This window comes from Pseudomonas sp. 2957, assembly GCF_031456345.1.
Taxonomy (GTDB): domain Bacteria; phylum Pseudomonadota; class Gammaproteobacteria; order Pseudomonadales; family Pseudomonadaceae; genus Aquipseudomonas; species Aquipseudomonas siliginis.
This window is the reverse complement of the sequence record NZ_JAVDUL010000001.1, coordinates 290168-305568: the sequence shown is the minus strand read 5'-3', so window position 1 is coordinate 305568 and position 15401 is coordinate 290168. Positions and strand designations below refer to the sequence as shown.

The 15401-nt window shown below is 61.3% G+C and carries 15 protein-coding genes; 9 read left to right on the top strand and 6 right to left on the bottom strand.

Annotation, left to right across the window (positions count from 1 at the left end):
• Positions 1-15 precede the first annotated feature (15 nt).
• Positions 16-2160, bottom strand: coding sequence for an ATP-dependent DNA helicase DinG (dinG, locus tag J2Y39_RS01390; RefSeq protein ID WP_150636400.1), 2145 nt, complete (start codon positions 2158-2160; stop codon positions 16-18).
• 97 nt (positions 2161-2257) lie between these two features.
• On the opposite strand from dinG, the gene J2Y39_RS01385 reads away from it, so the two are divergent.
• Complete coding sequence (locus tag J2Y39_RS01385; protein WP_016771373.1) at positions 2258-2722, top strand: CopD family protein; 465 nt, start codon at positions 2258-2260, stop codon at positions 2720-2722.
• 217 nt (positions 2723-2939) lie between these two features.
• Here the strand turns inward: J2Y39_RS01385 and J2Y39_RS01380 are convergent, their stop codons facing one another.
• The 4 genes from J2Y39_RS01380 to J2Y39_RS01365 form a co-directional block, all read right to left on the bottom strand.
• A complete protein-coding gene (locus tag J2Y39_RS01380) occupies positions 2940-3698 on the bottom strand; it encodes a collagen-like protein (protein ID WP_310214605.1) in 759 nt (252 codons plus the stop codon).
• The gene (locus J2Y39_RS01375) at positions 3691-3972 is read right to left on the bottom strand and encodes a DUF1145 domain-containing protein (RefSeq protein WP_016771375.1); all 282 of its coding nucleotides are present in this window, start codon (positions 3970-3972) and stop codon (positions 3691-3693) included. Before J2Y39_RS01375 ends, J2Y39_RS01380 begins: the two co-directional genes overlap by 8 nt.
• Before the next feature lie 160 nt (positions 3973-4132).
• Positions 4133-4855: an OmpA family protein gene (locus J2Y39_RS01370; RefSeq protein WP_056783354.1), complete on the bottom strand. Its 723-nt coding sequence runs from the start codon at positions 4853-4855 to the stop codon at positions 4133-4135.
• Between the two features lie 90 nt (positions 4856-4945).
• The gene (locus tag J2Y39_RS01365; protein WP_056783352.1) at positions 4946-5641 is read right to left on the bottom strand and encodes an OmpA family protein; all 696 of its coding nucleotides are present in this window, start codon (positions 5639-5641) and stop codon (positions 4946-4948) included.
• A gap of 199 nt (positions 5642-5840) precedes the next feature.
• Between J2Y39_RS01365 and J2Y39_RS01360 the strand changes: the two genes are divergently transcribed.
• The 4 genes from J2Y39_RS01360 to J2Y39_RS01345 all read left to right on the top strand — a co-directional run bounded on the left by J2Y39_RS01360 (position 5841) and on the right by J2Y39_RS01345 (position 7617).
• A complete protein-coding gene (locus J2Y39_RS01360; RefSeq protein ID WP_310214599.1) occupies positions 5841-6338 on the top strand; it encodes a DUF6231 family protein in 498 nt (165 codons plus the stop codon).
• Positions 6339-6342: 4 nt separating this feature from the next.
• Positions 6343-6819, top strand: coding sequence for a YchJ family protein (locus tag J2Y39_RS01355; RefSeq protein ID WP_041478058.1), 477 nt, complete (start codon positions 6343-6345; stop codon positions 6817-6819).
• Positions 6820-6922: 103 nt separating this feature from the next.
• Positions 6923-7408, top strand: coding sequence for an LEA type 2 family protein (locus tag J2Y39_RS01350; protein WP_024011906.1), 486 nt, complete (start codon positions 6923-6925; stop codon positions 7406-7408).
• Between the two features lie 5 nt (positions 7409-7413).
• Positions 7414-7617 carry an SEC-C metal-binding domain-containing protein gene (locus J2Y39_RS01345; RefSeq protein ID WP_003198420.1) on the top strand — a complete coding sequence of 68 codons (204 nt, stop codon included), beginning with the start codon at positions 7414-7416 and terminating at the stop codon, positions 7615-7617.
• 146 nt (positions 7618-7763) lie between these two features.
• On the opposite strand, the gene J2Y39_RS01340 is transcribed toward J2Y39_RS01345, so the two are convergent.
• Entirely contained in the window at positions 7764-8321 is a 558-nt protein-coding gene (locus J2Y39_RS01340; protein WP_310214595.1) for a cysteine hydrolase family protein, read from the bottom strand.
• A gap of 201 nt (positions 8322-8522) precedes the next feature.
• On the opposite strand from J2Y39_RS01340, the gene J2Y39_RS01335 reads away from it, so the two are divergent.
• From J2Y39_RS01335 to J2Y39_RS01320, 4 genes are all read left to right on the top strand, one after another.
• Positions 8523-10973 carry a penicillin acylase family protein gene (locus J2Y39_RS01335; RefSeq protein WP_310214594.1) on the top strand — a complete coding sequence of 817 codons (2451 nt, stop codon included), beginning with the start codon at positions 8523-8525 and terminating at the stop codon, positions 10971-10973.
• Positions 10974-11496: 523 nt separating this feature from the next.
• Positions 11497-12531: a ligase-associated DNA damage response exonuclease gene (locus J2Y39_RS01330; RefSeq protein ID WP_041478061.1), complete on the top strand. Its 1035-nt coding sequence runs from the start codon at positions 11497-11499 to the stop codon at positions 12529-12531.
• Complete coding sequence (locus J2Y39_RS01325; protein WP_252887411.1) at positions 12528-14216, top strand: ATP-dependent DNA ligase; 1689 nt, start codon at positions 12528-12530, stop codon at positions 14214-14216. The genes J2Y39_RS01330 and J2Y39_RS01325 overlap by 4 nt, the downstream gene beginning before the upstream one ends.
• 374 nt (positions 14217-14590) lie before the next feature.
• Positions 14591-15373, top strand: a complete 783-nt coding sequence (locus J2Y39_RS01320; protein ID WP_024011901.1) for a transporter substrate-binding domain-containing protein — start codon at positions 14591-14593, stop codon at positions 15371-15373.
• The last annotated feature ends 28 nt before the right edge of the window (positions 15374-15401 follow it).

Below are 15401 nucleotides of genomic sequence, written 5' to 3'. Positions count from 1 at the left end.
CGGCCCACCCGTGTCTCAGGATATTTCACGACGGAAAGGAGGCAACGCATTGAGGATCGCCTTGCCGTAGCGCTGAGTGACCAGACGCCGGTCGAGCAAGGTGATGGTGCCGCGGTCTTCTTCGGTGCGCAGCAGACGGCCGCAGGCCTGAACCAGTTTCAGCGAGGCATCGGGCACGGAGATTTCCATGAACGGATTGCCACCGCGCGCCTCGATCCACTCCGATAACGCGGCCTCAACCGGATCATCGGGCACCGAGAACGGAATCTTGGCGATCACCACGTGCTCGCAGTAGGCCCCCGGCAAATCGACACCTTCGGCAAAACTGGCCAGCCCGAACAGCACGCTGGAATCACCGCCATCGACCCGCGCCTTGTGCTTGTTCAGGGTTTCCTGTTTCGACAGGTTGCCCTGAATGAACACTTGCTTGCGCCAGTCGCGGTCGAGACCGTCGAATACGTCCTGCATTTGCTTGCGCGAGGAGAACAGCACCAGCGTGCCACGGGAACCGTCGACCAGATCCGGCAGTTCGCGAATGATCGCCGCCGTGTGAGCAGCGGCATCGCGCGGATCGGCCTTCAGGTCCGGCACACGCAACACGCCGGCATCGGCATGATGGAACGGGCTCGGCACTACGGCGGTGACGGCTTTTTTCGGCAGACCGGCGCGCATGCGGAAACGGTCGAAGGTGCCCAGCGCCGTCAGCGTCGCCGACGTCACCAAGCAGCCGTAAGCGACGTTCCACAAACTGCGACGCAAGGTTTCCGCCGCCAGAATCGGGCTGGCGTTGACCTCGATATCGAACAGCGACCCGCTTTCGGCCAGGGTCAGCCAGCGCGCCATGGGCGGGCTGTCTTCCGGGTCTTCGGCGGTGAACGCGGTCCACAATTCCCAGTTGCCGGAAGCGCGGGACAGCAGGCTGCCGAACAGCGGATACCATTCTTCGGCCTGATTGCTGGCGATACCGATGTTGACCTCGCCGTCCATGCCTTCCTTGAGCAGGTCGGTCAGGCGTTGAAACAGGTCGTTTAGGCGCGAATAGCCTTTTTTCAGCTCGATGCCCATCTCGCGCATATCCTCGGGAATCACCCCGCCGACAAAGCGATGACGCGGGCGCTCGCGGCCTTCGACGTCTTCGCCCGGTTTGAAATCGGCGATCTGCTCGCAGGCGGTGAACATGAACTGCTGCTGCGTCTTGATCTCCCGCGCCAGCTCGGGCACCTGCTCGATCAGCTTGCCGAGATCGCCCGGCAACGGATGCTGGGCCAGCAGCTTGGTCAGGTTCTTGGCGGTGGTTTCCAGCCAGTCGGCGGTGGAACGCAGGCGCGTGTAGTGAGCGAAGTGGCCGATGGCCTTGTCCGGCAGGTGGTGGCCTTCGTCGAACACGTAAATTGTGTCGCGCGGGTCCGGCAGCACGGCGCCGCCGCCCAGTGCCAGGTCAGCCAGGACCATGTCGTGGTTGGTGACGATCACGTCAACCTTGCCCATGCCTTCGCGAGCCTTGTAGAAGGCGCACTGGCCGAAGTTCGGGCAATGACGGTTGGTGCACTGGCTGTGATCGGTGGTCAGGCGCGCCCAGTCGGCGTCTTCCAGCGCGTTCGGCCAGCTGTCGCGGTCGCCGTCCCATTTATTGCCGGCGAGCTTTTCGATCATGCTGGTGAACAGCTTCTGACTGGCCTCGTCGACTTCGATCTTGAAACCTTCTTCTTCGAACAGCTGCGCGGTGGCGGTTTGTGCGTGGCCTTCCTGCAACAGCATGTCGAGCTTGGACAGGCACATGTAGCGACCACGGCCCTTGGCCAGGGCAAAACTGAAATTCAGCCCGCTGTTGCGCATCAGGTCGGGCAAATCCTTGTAGACAATCTGCTCTTGCAGGGCGACGGTCGCGGTGGCAATGACCAGACGCTTGCCGGCCAGTTTCGCCGTGGGGATCGCCGCCAGGCTGTAGGCCACGGTCTTGCCGGTACCGGTGCCGGCTTCCACCGCGACAATCGCGGGGTCGCCACTGCGCCGGCCCTCGTCGTCGGTGTCGATATCTCCGAGGACTTTGGCGATTTCAGCGATCATCAGGCGCTGGCCGTAACGCGGCTTGAGGCTCTTGGCCTCTAGAAAACGCGAATAGGCGCCCTGGATCGTGGTTTTGAGTTCAGTGCTGATCATTGAGTGTCGGGCGCAAAACGCTGGATAAATTTTCAGTGGTTTGATTCGGCGGCTATCATACCCCGCTAATCGATCCCGCGCAGAACGGAGTGACCCAATGACACCTTTTAGCCTCGTTTACCCCCTGCATGTCCTCGCCGCTCTGGTGTGGGTCGGCGGTATGTTTTTCGCCTGGATGGTCTTGCGCCCTGCGGCTGTGAAGGCTCTGGACGGCCCCGCTCGCCTGACCCTGTGGGTGGAAGTGTTTCAAGGTTTTTTCCGTTGGGTTTGGGTCGCGGTGATCCTGTTGCCGATCAGCGGCGTGGGCATGTTGCATCTGCAGCAGGTCGGATTTGAAACCGCGCCGAAGTACGTGCAGGTGATGATCGGTTTGTATGTGGTGATGACGGCACTGTTCATCCGCATTCAGGGGTTGATGCTGCCAGAATTGCGCAAGGCGGTTGAGGCGAAGGATTGGCCGGCGGGTGCGGCGGTGCTGGGGCGGATTCGGCGGGTGGTGGGGCTTAATCTGCTTGTCGGGTTGGTGCTGGTGGCGGTAGCGGCGGCGAGACCGATGCTCTGAATCGCACTATTTTTCTGCTGTGAACACAGTTGTGGCGAGGGGATTTATCCCCGCTGGGCTGCGTAGCAGTCCCGCTTTTGATTTTTAGAGCGGGGCCGCTTCGCGACCCAGCGGGGATAAATCCCCTCGCCACATAATTTCACTCACCAAAGATCTTCACTCACCAAAGATCTTCACTCACCAAAGCATTTTATTGATCAGAGAGTGGGTCGCAGTTTCAGAGCCGTTGCACGGTAACCGAACCCGCTGCCCCCTCCGGCCCAGGCTGGCCATCCGCGCCGGCCTTGCCGTTCTTGCCGCCGTCAGCGCGGTACACCAGACAGCCCTTGGACTTGCCACCCTTGCCCGCCTTGCCGCCAACACCCGCCGGGCCGCCGGCACCGCCAGCCACGTTGACCTTGATCAGCTCGGCCGGAAAATCCCGTGGTACGGCGAGTCGCACCAGCGCACCCGGCGCGCCTGGCTGGCCATCGCTGCCGTCACTGCCATCGGCGCCGTGGCCGGCCGATCCATAGGTGCAGCCCGGATCTTCACCGTTGCCGCCGTCGAGGCCGACGAAACCCGGCGCGCCCCTGCCGCCACGGGCATCGACCGTCAGTTGCGGCGCGCTCAGGGCCTGAAATTGCAGATTCAGATTGCGCCCGGCCCGGGCCGCTTTTTCATAAGTGCCGGGGGCGCCGCGCGCGGTGATCTGGCTGCCCTCGCTCAATTCAGCGCGCTTGACCTTCACTTCCAGCGCCTGTTCAGCCGGAACGATAGCAATACGTGCTTCGTGGCCCAGACGCAGTTCATCAATGTTCAATTCAATCACGTTGGACGGGATCAGCAAGGTGCCGTAATCGGCGACTTCCAGTTTCTCCAGTTGCAGCGTGCTGGTGGTGTTGGGCAAGCGCATCAAAGAATTGCTTTGCACGTTGACCACCTGGGCGCAGGCCAGTGGACTGATGAATGCAGCGAGCAGGCAGAGTTTACGCATGGGAAGAAGCCTCCGGAGCGGCCGGGGCCGGGATGGTTTGCAGGTGGAAAACGCCGAACAACAGGATGCGGCCACGATCTCGCCAAGGGTGCGGACGGCCCTTGAGGCTGCGGTTGCACAGCAGCACTTCGAGTAGATGAATCAGCAACAACAGAGCGCCGGCCAGATTCACCAGCAGATGCAGCGGATGAACAAACGGCACCAGTTGATTGGCCAGTACCACGCAGCAGAACAGCAGGGTCAGCAAACGCCCCAGCCCCCAGAACACCTTCATACGCTCCCCCGTGTTGCGAATTATTCTTTGCACGCACAGTACCGGCTTCTGCGGGGGATAAGCCAGAGGGAAAAATGAAATTTGTGCAAACGCGGATGAAATGGCTGCCGGGGCGACGATCTCGACCCGGCAGCTCTAGCCTGCGTACTACAGACGGTTGCTAACGATTGATGTGCAGCTCGACCCGGCGATTGTCCGCGCGGCCTTCATCGCTGGCGTTATCGGCGACCGGCTCACTCTCGCCTCGGCCCTCGCTGGTGAGCTTGTTCGGCGCCAGCCCCTGACTCAACAGATACGCTGCGACACTGCTCGCGCGCCGCTCGGACAAAGCCTGGTTATAGGCGTCGGAGCCTTTACTGTCGGTGTGCCCGATGACCTTGATGCTGACCACATCGGCATTGCGCAGCTTGTCCATCAAGGTGTCGAGCTGGGCTTTGGCCGCCGGGGTAAGATCGGACTTGTCGAAATCGAACAGCACGTTGCCGGCATCGCTCAAGGTGATCACTTCAGATTGCGGCGCCGGTTCGACCGGTTTGACTGCCACCGGATATTGCGGCAGCGGGCAGCCACGGTGATCGACTTCGGTGTTTTCCGGAGTGTCCGGGCAGCGGTCGCGGCGGTCGAAGACGCCGTCGCTATCTTCGTCGCCATCCTGGGCGTAACAGATCAGCCCGCCGGTGACGATACCCAATGCCGCGCCGCCGCCGGCCCAGCCGGCGCTTTCAATGGCGCCAAGACCGCCGCCGACCAGACCGCCAAGCAGGCTGCAGATCGGCCACGTACGTTGATTGAGGGGGGCGGTGCCATCGCTGTGAGTGGCACAACCGGTGAGCAAGCTGCCAAGCAGCAGCACCGGCAAGACGGACCTTGAGAAAAGACGCATTTGTGAACGCTCCTGTGTACCGGCCCATACCGGTTACACAGGAGTAAAGACCCGCATCCGCGACTGCACAAGCCGCGGATGCGAGAGGGGCTAGCGGACGATTTTGATTTCGGTGCGACGGTTCTGTGCACGACCATCAGCCGACTTGTTGTCAGCCACAGGCTGGCTTTCACCAAGGCCCGACACCGAAACGAAGCTGGCACGTGGCACGCCCTGCTGGATCAGGTATTCCACCACCGAGTGCGCACGACGATCCGACAGTTTCTTGTTGTAGGCATCGCTGCCGACACTGTCGGTGTGACCGGTCACGGTCAGTTGCGCGGTAGAGGATTCCTGTTTCAGGCGATCGGCGACCTTGTCCAGCACTTGCCTGTCAGGGCCGGTCAGCGTGGCTTTGTCGAACTCGAAATGCACATCACGAATGACGATGGTTTCTTCCTTGACCACAACCGCTTCTTCGACCACTGGCGCAGGCGTCGGTGGCGGGCAACCGTCAGCATCGACCTGCACGCCTTTAGGCGTACCAGGGCACTTGTCGCGACTGTCCGGCACGCCATCGCCGTCTTCATCACCATCACCGTGCACCCAGCAATAGGCCGCCGCCGTACCACCGACAATCAGTGCACCGTAACCTGCCCACGAAGCGCTTTCCGTCGCGCCGAGACCGGCACCGACCACACCGCCGACCGCCGCACAGGTCGGCCAGTCGGTTTTCTGCAAACCTGCACAACCAGTCAACACACTGGTTAGCAGAACCAAGGGTAATGCTGTCCGAACTATGCTCATCTAGTTTTCTCCTGAGGGATCGGCTTAAAACCGATTCAGGGAGTAAAGACCGGAGTTTTAATCTCCGCCAGCAATAGGCCACCGCTGTTTGCGACCGTGTTCACAGGGGTTTGCCTCTTTTGGCGAAAACCGCTGCCACCGGGCGCTTTGCCGACGCGGCCTGGCAGGCTAGTCTTGGCGGTCTGACTGAGGAGCTTCGATGAACGCCGCCATTTCTTCGCGCACGCCACAACAGGCGCTGGCCGCTTTGCTGGATCGCTACGCCCCGGCCCGTCTGCTGCTGATCGGCGCCAGCGAGTTTCCCGCCTTGAGCGCTTTCAAGGACGCGCATTCAGACACCGTGGTCGCCCACGCCGCACCCGGCGCACTGCCGGCTGAGCTGGCCGCGCAACGCTTCGATCTGGCGCTGGTAGTCGATTGCCTGGAACATTTGCCCAAACGCGATGGCCTGAACCTGTTGGGCGGCATCCGCAATCTCAACGCCAGTCGCATCGCGGTGCTGGCGGATCTGGCCGCCAGTGGCTGGCAGGAAACCGATTTCTATTCGCTGGCACTGCAGGCCAGCGAGCGTTTCCAGCGCGACGAGCAGGTGCTGACCCTGTTTACCTACGATCTGCTTGACTACAAACAAGTCCCCGACTGGCTCAATTCACGCTTCTGGGCCAATCCGGAAAACTTCGGGAAATACTGGTGGTAATGCAATGAGTACAGCCATTTGCCCTTGCGGCAGCGGCAATCTGCTGGATGCCTGCTGCGGCCCTTATCACGACGGCCACCCGGCACCGTGTGCCGAAGCCTTGATGCGTTCGCGCTACAGCGCTTATGTGCTGGGGCTGATCGACTATCTGGTGGCGACCACCCTGCCCGCGCAGCAGGCGGGGCTGAACCGACAATCGATCAGCGACTGGAGTGCGCAAAGCACCTGGCTCGGCCTTGAGGTGGAAAGCTCGGAGGTTTTCGGCGGCCAGCCGGAACACGCTTTTGTGACATTCACCGCGCGCTGGCACGACAGCCAGGGCGAGCACAGCCATCGCGAGCGCTCTTCGTTTGTGCAGAACGGCGGGCGCTGGTACTTCATCGATCCCACGGTGCAGCTGAAGCTGGGGCGCAATGACGGCTGCCCTTGCGGCAGCGGCCAGAAGTTCAAGAAGTGTTGTTCGGGTTATTTCGGCGCTTGAAAGCCAAGATCAAAAGATCGCAGCCGTCGGCAGCTCCTACACGGGATTAGCCGAAGACTGAAATCTTTTAAGGTCTAGACTGGGCACAAAGGGAGTCAATTTCATGCTCGGTCGTCGGCGCACATTACATTTTCTGCTGTTGATGCTGATCGTAAACCTCGGCGGCTGTGCCTCGTGGTTCAGCGATGACAGCGTCGAGCCTGCCGTGCATCTGGTGAAAGTCGAGGTGGTGCGGGCCAAACTGCTCGAGCAAAAATTCATCCTGCACTTTCGCGTCGACAATCCCAACGACAGCGACCTGACCGTGCGCGGCCTCGAATACCGGATTCACCTCGCCGACATGCTGCTCACCGAAGGCGAGCATGAGCACTGGTTTACCGTGGGGCCAAAGCGCAGCGCTTACTTCAAAGTGCCGATCCGCACCAACCTGTGGCCTAAGGTCAAACAGGTGGTGAAACTGCTGAAAAATCCGAACCAGCAGATTCCCTATCGATTGCAGGGGGAAATGGAAACCGGTTTATTCATCGCCCACTACGTGCACCTTGAGCGCAATGGCGTGATAATCCCCGCCGATCTAACTCCGGAGTGACCTCGATGACCCAGCAACCCCATGTCCATGGCCCTGACTGCAACCACGATCATGACCACCATCATGATCACGACCATGGCCATGTCCACGGCCCGAACTGCGGCCACGCCCACCAGGAACCGGTGCGCAACGCCCTGAAAGACGTCGGCCGCAACGACCCTTGCCCATGCGGCAACGGCAAGAAATTCAAGAAGTGCCACGGCGCTTGATGTCACGGGCGAAGATCTTCTTCGCCTGACACACCGCTTCGCGAGCAGGCTCGCTCCCACAGTGAATTGCATTCCTTCTGACGAAATGCGCTCGAATGTGGGAGCGAGCCTGCTCGCGAAGGCGGCGGCACATACGCTACAAAATTTCAGCCCGCCGCCAGAATCTGTGAAGAGCCGACCACCGTCGCATACTCCTCATGCAGATTGCCCAGCGACATCCCGTGCACCTCTTCAGCGGTACGCGGTTTGCCGAAATAATCGGCCTTGTCGAAGGTAAAGCACGCATCCTCTGCCACCCATGTGTCGAAACCCAGGTTGCCCGCAGTGCGCGCCGTCGACTCAACAGAGTTATTGGTCGCCACACCAACGATGATCAGTTGCCCGATCCCGGCCTCACGCAACTGCGCCTCCAGCCCACTGGCACAAAACGCATCGGGCACCTGTTTCTGGATCAGCCATTCAGCGTCCTGCGGCATAAAGCGCGGCTGAAACTCCACTCCGTCCTGCTCCGGCCAGAACACCGAATCAGGTGAGCGCGACAAGTGCTGCACGTGAATCACCGGGCGCCCGCGCAGGCGCCACAGCGCCAATAACTCAAGCATTCGCTCTTCGGCCTGAGGATTATTCCGCCGCCCCAGACGCGGATGCAGAATGCCTTTCTGCTGGTCGATGATGATCAGCGCAGCGTTGCTTTGAAGCTCCATAGCGATCTTTCTCCTGACAGGTCTCGGGACTCATTCCGCAGTTCAACATCAGCGCTTTCCCACAAGCAACTGTCACAGCTTTGACCGATCAGCCGACAACAGCACAAATAACCGCTCGCCCCGCTTGCGCGGCCCTCGCGCCGTCACTAACGTAGCGGCTTTATTGCGCCCCCAGCCTTATACCCCCGCAGGAGCTTCGCCATGGCCTCGCCAGCCCTTACACATTTTCTTCCCCGGTTCGGCGTTGCCGCAGCAGTGGCCGGTGTCCTCGGCCTGTCCGGTTGCCAGACCTGGAATGCCCAGGACAGCCTGCCGCCGACCTCCGGCGTGCAACCGCTCAAGGGCCTGGCGCAGAACGTGTCAGTGCGGCGCAATGCGATGGGCATGCCGTTGATCGAGAGCAACAGCTTCCATGACGCGCTGTTCAGCCTCGGCTATGTCCACGCCAGCGACCGCATCAACCAGATGGTCACCCTGCGCCTGTTGGCTCAGGGCCGGTTGGCGGAAATGTCTGGCGCGTCGATGCTCGATGCCGACCGCTACATGCGCGCGGTCAATCTGAAGAAGAGCGCCGGCGAGCTGTACAAGGCCTCGTCGCCACGGCTCAAGCGCTTCTTCGAAGTCTATGCACGGGGCGTCAACGCCTACCTGTTCCGCTACGCCGACAAGTTGCCGGGCGACCTCGCCGCCAGCGGTTACAAGCCCGAATACTGGAAACCGGAAGATTCGGCGCTGATTTTCGCCCTGCTGAATTTCAGCCAGTCGGCCAACCTGCCGGAGGAAATCCAGTCACTGGTGCTCGCGCAAACCGTGACCACTGACAAACTCGCCTGGCTGAGCCCGTCGGCGCCTGATGAAAACCTGCCGGTTGCTGAAGCCGACAAACTGCAAGGCCTCAAGCTCAACGGGCAGATTCCGGGGCTGACGGAATTGAGCAACGCCAGCCAGCAACTGTCGGCGCTGAACCTGCTCGCCACACCGACTGCGAACAACTGGGCAATCGCCCCGCAACGCAGCCGCAGCGGCAAGAGCCTGCTTGCCAGCGATGCGCACGGGCCGCTGGCCGCGCCTTCGCTGTGGAGTTTCGTGCAGATCCGCGCGCCGAAATATCAGGCGGCCGGCGTCACGGTTGCCGGTCTGCCGATGGTGCTCGGCGGCTTCAACGGCAAAGTGGCGTGGAGCATGACCAGCGTGCTCGGCGACAATCAGGACCTGTTCCTCGAGAAAATCCGCCGTCAGGGCAGCAGCCTCACTTATGAAGTCAACGGCAAATGGCAGCCGTTGGGCGTGCGCAACGAAACCTATTTCGTCAAAGGCCAGCGGCCGATTCGTGAAGCCGTTTACGAAACCCGCCACGGCGCGCTGCTCAACAGTGCCCACGCAGCGGCGCAGGGCAGCGGTTTCGGTCTCGCTTTACAGACGCCAAGCTTCACCGACGACAAAACCCTGGATGCCTTCTTCGATCTGACCCGCGCGCAGAACGTCGAGCGCGCCTCGGACGCCAGCCGCGAAATCCGCGCCATTACCCTGAATCTGGTCTTTGCCGATGCAAGCAATATCGGCTGGCAAGTCACCGGGCGCTTCCCCAACCGTCGCGAAGGTGAAGGCCTGCTGCCCTCGCCGGGTTGGGACGGTCGCTACGACTGGGACGGTTACGCCGACCCGATGCTGCACCCCTACGATCAGGACCCGGCACAAGGCTGGCTCGGCACCGCCAACCAGCGTGTAATTCCCGACGGCTACGGCATGCAGTTGTCGAAATCCTGGGCGGCACCGGAGCGCGGCGAGCGCCTGGCGGAAATGGCCGGCAGCGGCAAGCACGACAGCCGCAGCGTGATCGCCATGCAGTACGACCAGACCACCACCTTCGCCGCCAAGCTGAAAAAAGTCTTCGAAGCGCCGGGGATGAAACAACCGCTGAAACAGGCGATCGACGCCCTGCCGGAAGCCGAACGCAGCAAGGCCCGCGAAGCCTTCACGCGCTTGATGGCGTTCGACGGCAAGCTCAGCCCGACCTCGGCGGATGCGGCGATTTATGAACTGTTTCTGCAGGAAAGCATGAAGCAGATCTTCCTCGATGAACTGGGTCCTGAGTCGAGCCCGGCGTGGAAGGCCTTTGTCGCCAATGGCGATCTGTCCTACGCGGCGCAGGCCGATCATCTCTTGGGGCGTGAGGACAGTCCGTTCTGGGATGACCTGCGCACGCCGCAGAAGGAAGACAAATCCGTGATTCTCGCCCGCAGTCTCGCTGCAGCGATTACAGCGGGCGACAGCCAGTTGGGCGGCGATCATCGCGCCTGGCAGTGGGGCAAACTGCACAGCTATGCGTGGAAAAACAGCAACGGTCAGACTGTACGCGGGCCGCTGGCGGCTGGAGGCGATCACACCACGCTGAACAGCTCGGCGTTTGCCTGGGGCCAGGACTTCGTCACCACGCGCGCGCCGTCGATGCGTTTTATCGTCGACTTCGGCCAGAGCGAGCCACTGATGGCGCAGAACGGTACGGGGCAGTCGGGCAATCCACTGAGTCCGAACTACCTGAACGGGATCGATGCGTGGCTGAAAGGTCAGTACATCGGCCTGCCGATGCAGCCGCAGAACTTTGATCGGGTGTATGGCAAGGCCCGCTTGACCCTCACCCCCGGGAAATAGAGCAAGATCAACAGCCCCTCACCCTAGCCCTCTCCCTGAGGGAGAGGGGACTGATTGGGGGATGCTTGGGTCTTGCGCCGACCTGAAAGAGAGATGGTGAATCCAACATTGGATCAGGCTCAAGGCTGTGCCGGATCCATATTCAACTCGGCCCCCCAGGTCGATGTACCTCACCAGACACCTCGGTCGGCCCCTCTACAAAGCGAGGTGAATCCAACATTGGATCAGGTTCAAGGCTGTGCCGGATCCATATTCAACTCGGTCCCCCAGGTCGATGTACCTCACCAGACACCTCGGTCGGCCCCTCTACAAAGCGAGGTGAATCCAACATTGGATCAGGCTCAAGGCTGTGCCGGATCCATATTCAACTCGGTCTCCCAGGTCGATGTACCTCACCAGACACCTCGGTCGGCCCCCTCTCCCTCTGGGAGAGGGCTGGGGTGAGGGTAGCGCTTCAAAGCCGATCGAACTTCCAGCCTCACGCCCGCCTCATAGCTAACAAGCCCCCCATTCCGGTCACGACATGGATCTTGTTATTGCCCGACCTGAAGGTCTCTACTGCCCCGCCGGAGATTTCTATATCGATCCGTGGCGGCCGGTCGAGCGTTCGGTGATCACCCATGCCCATGGCGATCACGCGCGCACCGGTAATCAGCACTACCTGTCGAGCAGCGCCAGCGCCGGGATTCTGCGCGCGCGTCTGGGTCAGGACATCCAGTTGCAAACACTCGACTACGGCCAGCGCCTGACCCACCACGGCGTGACCCTGAGCTTTCACCCCGCCGGGCATGTCCTCGGTTCAGCGCAAGTGCGCCTGGAATACGGCGGCGAAGTCTGGGTCGCGTCGGGGGATTACAAGGTCGAGCCGGATGGCACGTGCGCCCCATTCGAACCGGTGCGCTGCCACACCTTCATCACCGAATCGACCTTCGGCCTGCCTATCTACCGCTGGCAGCCGCAGGCGCAGATCTTCGCCGAGATCAATCAGTGGTGGGCGGCCAATATCGCCGCCGGCAAGGCCAGCGTGCTGTTCTGCTATTCCTTCGGCAAGGCCCAACGCATCCTCCACGGCATCGACGAAACCCTCGGGCCGATCCTCAGCCACGGCGCGGTCGAACCGTTGAACCGTGTGTACCGCGATGCCGGTGTGTACCTGCCGCCGACGATCTATGCGGGCGACGTGAAAAAAAGCGATCCGATCATGCGCCAGGCTTTGGTCATTGCTCCGCCGTCGGCGGGCGGCAGCACGTGGATGCGCCGTTTTGGCGACTTCAGCGATGCCTTCGCCAGCGGCTGGATGCGCTTGCGCGGGACCCGGCGGCGGCGCGGCGTCGATCGCGGTTTCGTCCTCTCCGATCACGCCGACTGGCCCGGCCTGCTCTGGGCGATCAACCAGACCGGCGCGGAGCGGGTGATGGTCACTCATGGCTCGATCGGCGTGCTCGTACGTCATCTGCGCGAACAGGGTCTTGATGCACAAGGCTTCACCACTGAATACGGCGATGACGAAGACGACAACATCGCCACCGAACCCACCGTTGCCGAGACGTCCCCATGAAAGCGTTCGCCGAGTTATATGCCGAACTCGACGCCACCACGTCGAGCAACGCCAAGCTGGCGGCGATGCAGGTGTACTTCGCGCAGGCCGCGCCGGAAGATGCCGCATGGGCGGTGTATTTCCTCTCCGGTGGTCGGCCTCGTCAACTGGTGCCGGTGCGCATCCTCCGTGAGCTGGCGGTAGAAGTTTCAGGGTTGGAGCCGTGGCTGTTCGAAGAAAGCTATCAGGCCGTCGGCGATCTGGCCGAGACCATTTCTCTGGTGCTGCCGGAAAATTCCCACAGCTCCGAGGCCGGTCTAGCCGAATGGATCGAAGACAAGCTGCTGCCACTTCGCGGTGAAACCCCGGAATATCTGGCGCGCCAACTGCCGATGTTGTGGGCGCAACTGGATCGGCCGAGCCTGATGCTGTGCATCAAGCTGATCACCGGCAGTTTCCGCGTCGGCGTGTCGAAGTTGCTGGTCACTCGCGCCCTCGCCTCGATGGCCGGCCTCGACAGCAAACGCGTGGCTCAGCGTCTGGTCGGTTACACCGATCTGTCGAACCGGCCCAACGCCGCGAGTTACCTGAAACTCATCGCCCCGGAATCCGCAGACGAACATGCCCAGCGCGGCGGCCAGCCCTACCCGTTCTTTCTTGCCCACGCCTTGGCGCAACCGGTCGAGGAATTCGAAGCCCTGCTCGGCCCCGCCAGCGACTGGCAGGTGGAATGGAAGTGGGACGGTATCCGCGCGCAAGTGGTCAAGCGCGACGGCAAGCTGTGGGTGTGGTCGCGCGGCGAGGAATTGGTGACCGAGCGCTTCCCCGAGTTCGATGTGCTGGTCCACGGCTTGCCGGACGGCACGGTGATCGACGGCGAAATCGTCGTGTGGAAGAGCACCCATCCGACCACCGAAGATGCCTTCGATCCGCAATCCGATGAGCCGCCGGCCGTGCAACCGTTCGCCCTGCTGCAACAACGCATCGGTCGCAAGACGCTCGACAAGAAAATTCTCGAAGAAGTACCGGTGGTAGTGCTGGCCTACGACCTGCTGGAATGGCAGGGCGAGGACTGGCGCAACCAGCCGCAGGTCAAGCGACGGGCGCAACTCGAGGAAGTCATCGCGCGCTGCAACAGCCCGGTACTGCTGCCCTCCCCGGTACTGACCGGCGAGGACTGGTTCGACCTTGGCCTCCAGCGCGAAGCGTCACGCAAACTCGGCGTCGAAGGCATGATGCTCAAGGCCCGCGATTCGCTGTATGGCGTCGGCCGGACCAAGGACATGGGCGTGTGGTGGAAGTGGAAGGTCGACCCGTTCAGCGTCGACGCGGTACTGATTTATGCCCAGCGCGGACACGGTCGTCGCGCCAGTCTGTACAGCGATTACACCTTCGCCGTGTGGGACGGCCCGCCGGAATCCAGTCAACGCTCGCTGGTGCCGTTCGCCAAGGCGTATTCGGGGCTGACCGATGAAGAGATGCGTCAGGTCGACAGCATCGTGCGCAAGACCACCGTGGAGAAATTCGGCCCGGTCAGCAGCGTGAAACCGAGCCTGGTGTTCGAACTGGGCTTCGAAGGCATCGCCCTGTCGCGCCGGCACAAGAGCGGCATCGCCGTGCGTTTCCCGCGCATGCTGCGCTGGCGCAAGGACAAGACCGTCGAAGAAGCGGACAGCCTCGCTACCCTTCAAGATCTGTTGGCCTAACCCCTTTTCACTGATCGTTCCCACGCTCTGCGTGGGAATGCAGCCCGGGACGCTCTGCGTCCCCCCCAGAGCCGAACGCGGAGCGTCCGTTGATGCATTCCCACGCAGGAGCGTGGGAACGATCAGTCATCGGGGACAAATCCCTTGCCACAGTTTTTCCCTGCTCTGAGCCACGCGCTTGAACCGAAACAGTGCATGCAAACAGCAATGCCCGTTTCCGTGCATTCAACTACCCTTGCCTCTCTCCGCTCAACCTTTTAAAACACCTGTTCGGCACTCTGGTTCGGAAATTGCTACTTTCTATAGGTCGTAAGCGTTGCAGTAACAATAATTCTGCGCCACAAGCGCTCATATTGGTTCTTAGGGATTGAATAATGAAAAAAGCATTGCTGACCCTTTCTGCACTGGCGTTGTGCATGGCCGCCGGCTCCGCGCTGGCCAAGGAATACAAAGAGCTGCGCTTTGGCGTTGACCCTTCGTACGCACCGTTCGAGTCGAAAGCGGCCGATGGCAGCCTGGTCGGGTTCGATATCGATCTGGGCAACGCGATCTGCGCCGAACTGAAGGTCAAGTGCAAATGGGTCGAAAGCGATTTCGACGGCATGATTCCGGGCCTCAAGGCCAACAAGTTCGACGGTGTGATCTCGTCGATGACCGTGACCCCGGCGCGCGAGAAGGTCATCGACTTCTCCAGCGAACTGTTTTCCGGCCCGACCGCTTACGTGTTCAAGAAAGGCTCCGGCCTGAGCGCAGACGTTGCGTCGCTGAAGGGCAAGACTGTTGGCTATGAGCAGGGCACCATCCAGGAAGCCTACGCCAAAGCCGTGCTGGACAAGGCCGGTGTGAAAACCCAGGCCTATCAGAACCAGGATCAGGTGTATTCCGACCTGACCTCCGGCCGCCTCGACGCAGCCATCCAGGACATGCTGCAAGCCGAACTGGGCTTCCTCAAGTCGCCGAAAGGCGAAGGTTACGAAGTCAGCCAGCCGGTCGACAGCGAATTGCTGCCGTCGAAAACCGCTATCGGTATCAAGAAAGGTAACACTGAGCTGAAAGCACTTTTGGATAAAGGTATCAAAGCGTTACACGACGACGGCAAATACGCCGAGATTCAAAAGAAACACTTTGGCGACCTGAATCTGTACAGCGGCAAATAATGCCCCGGCGCCCATCCTCGATGGGCGC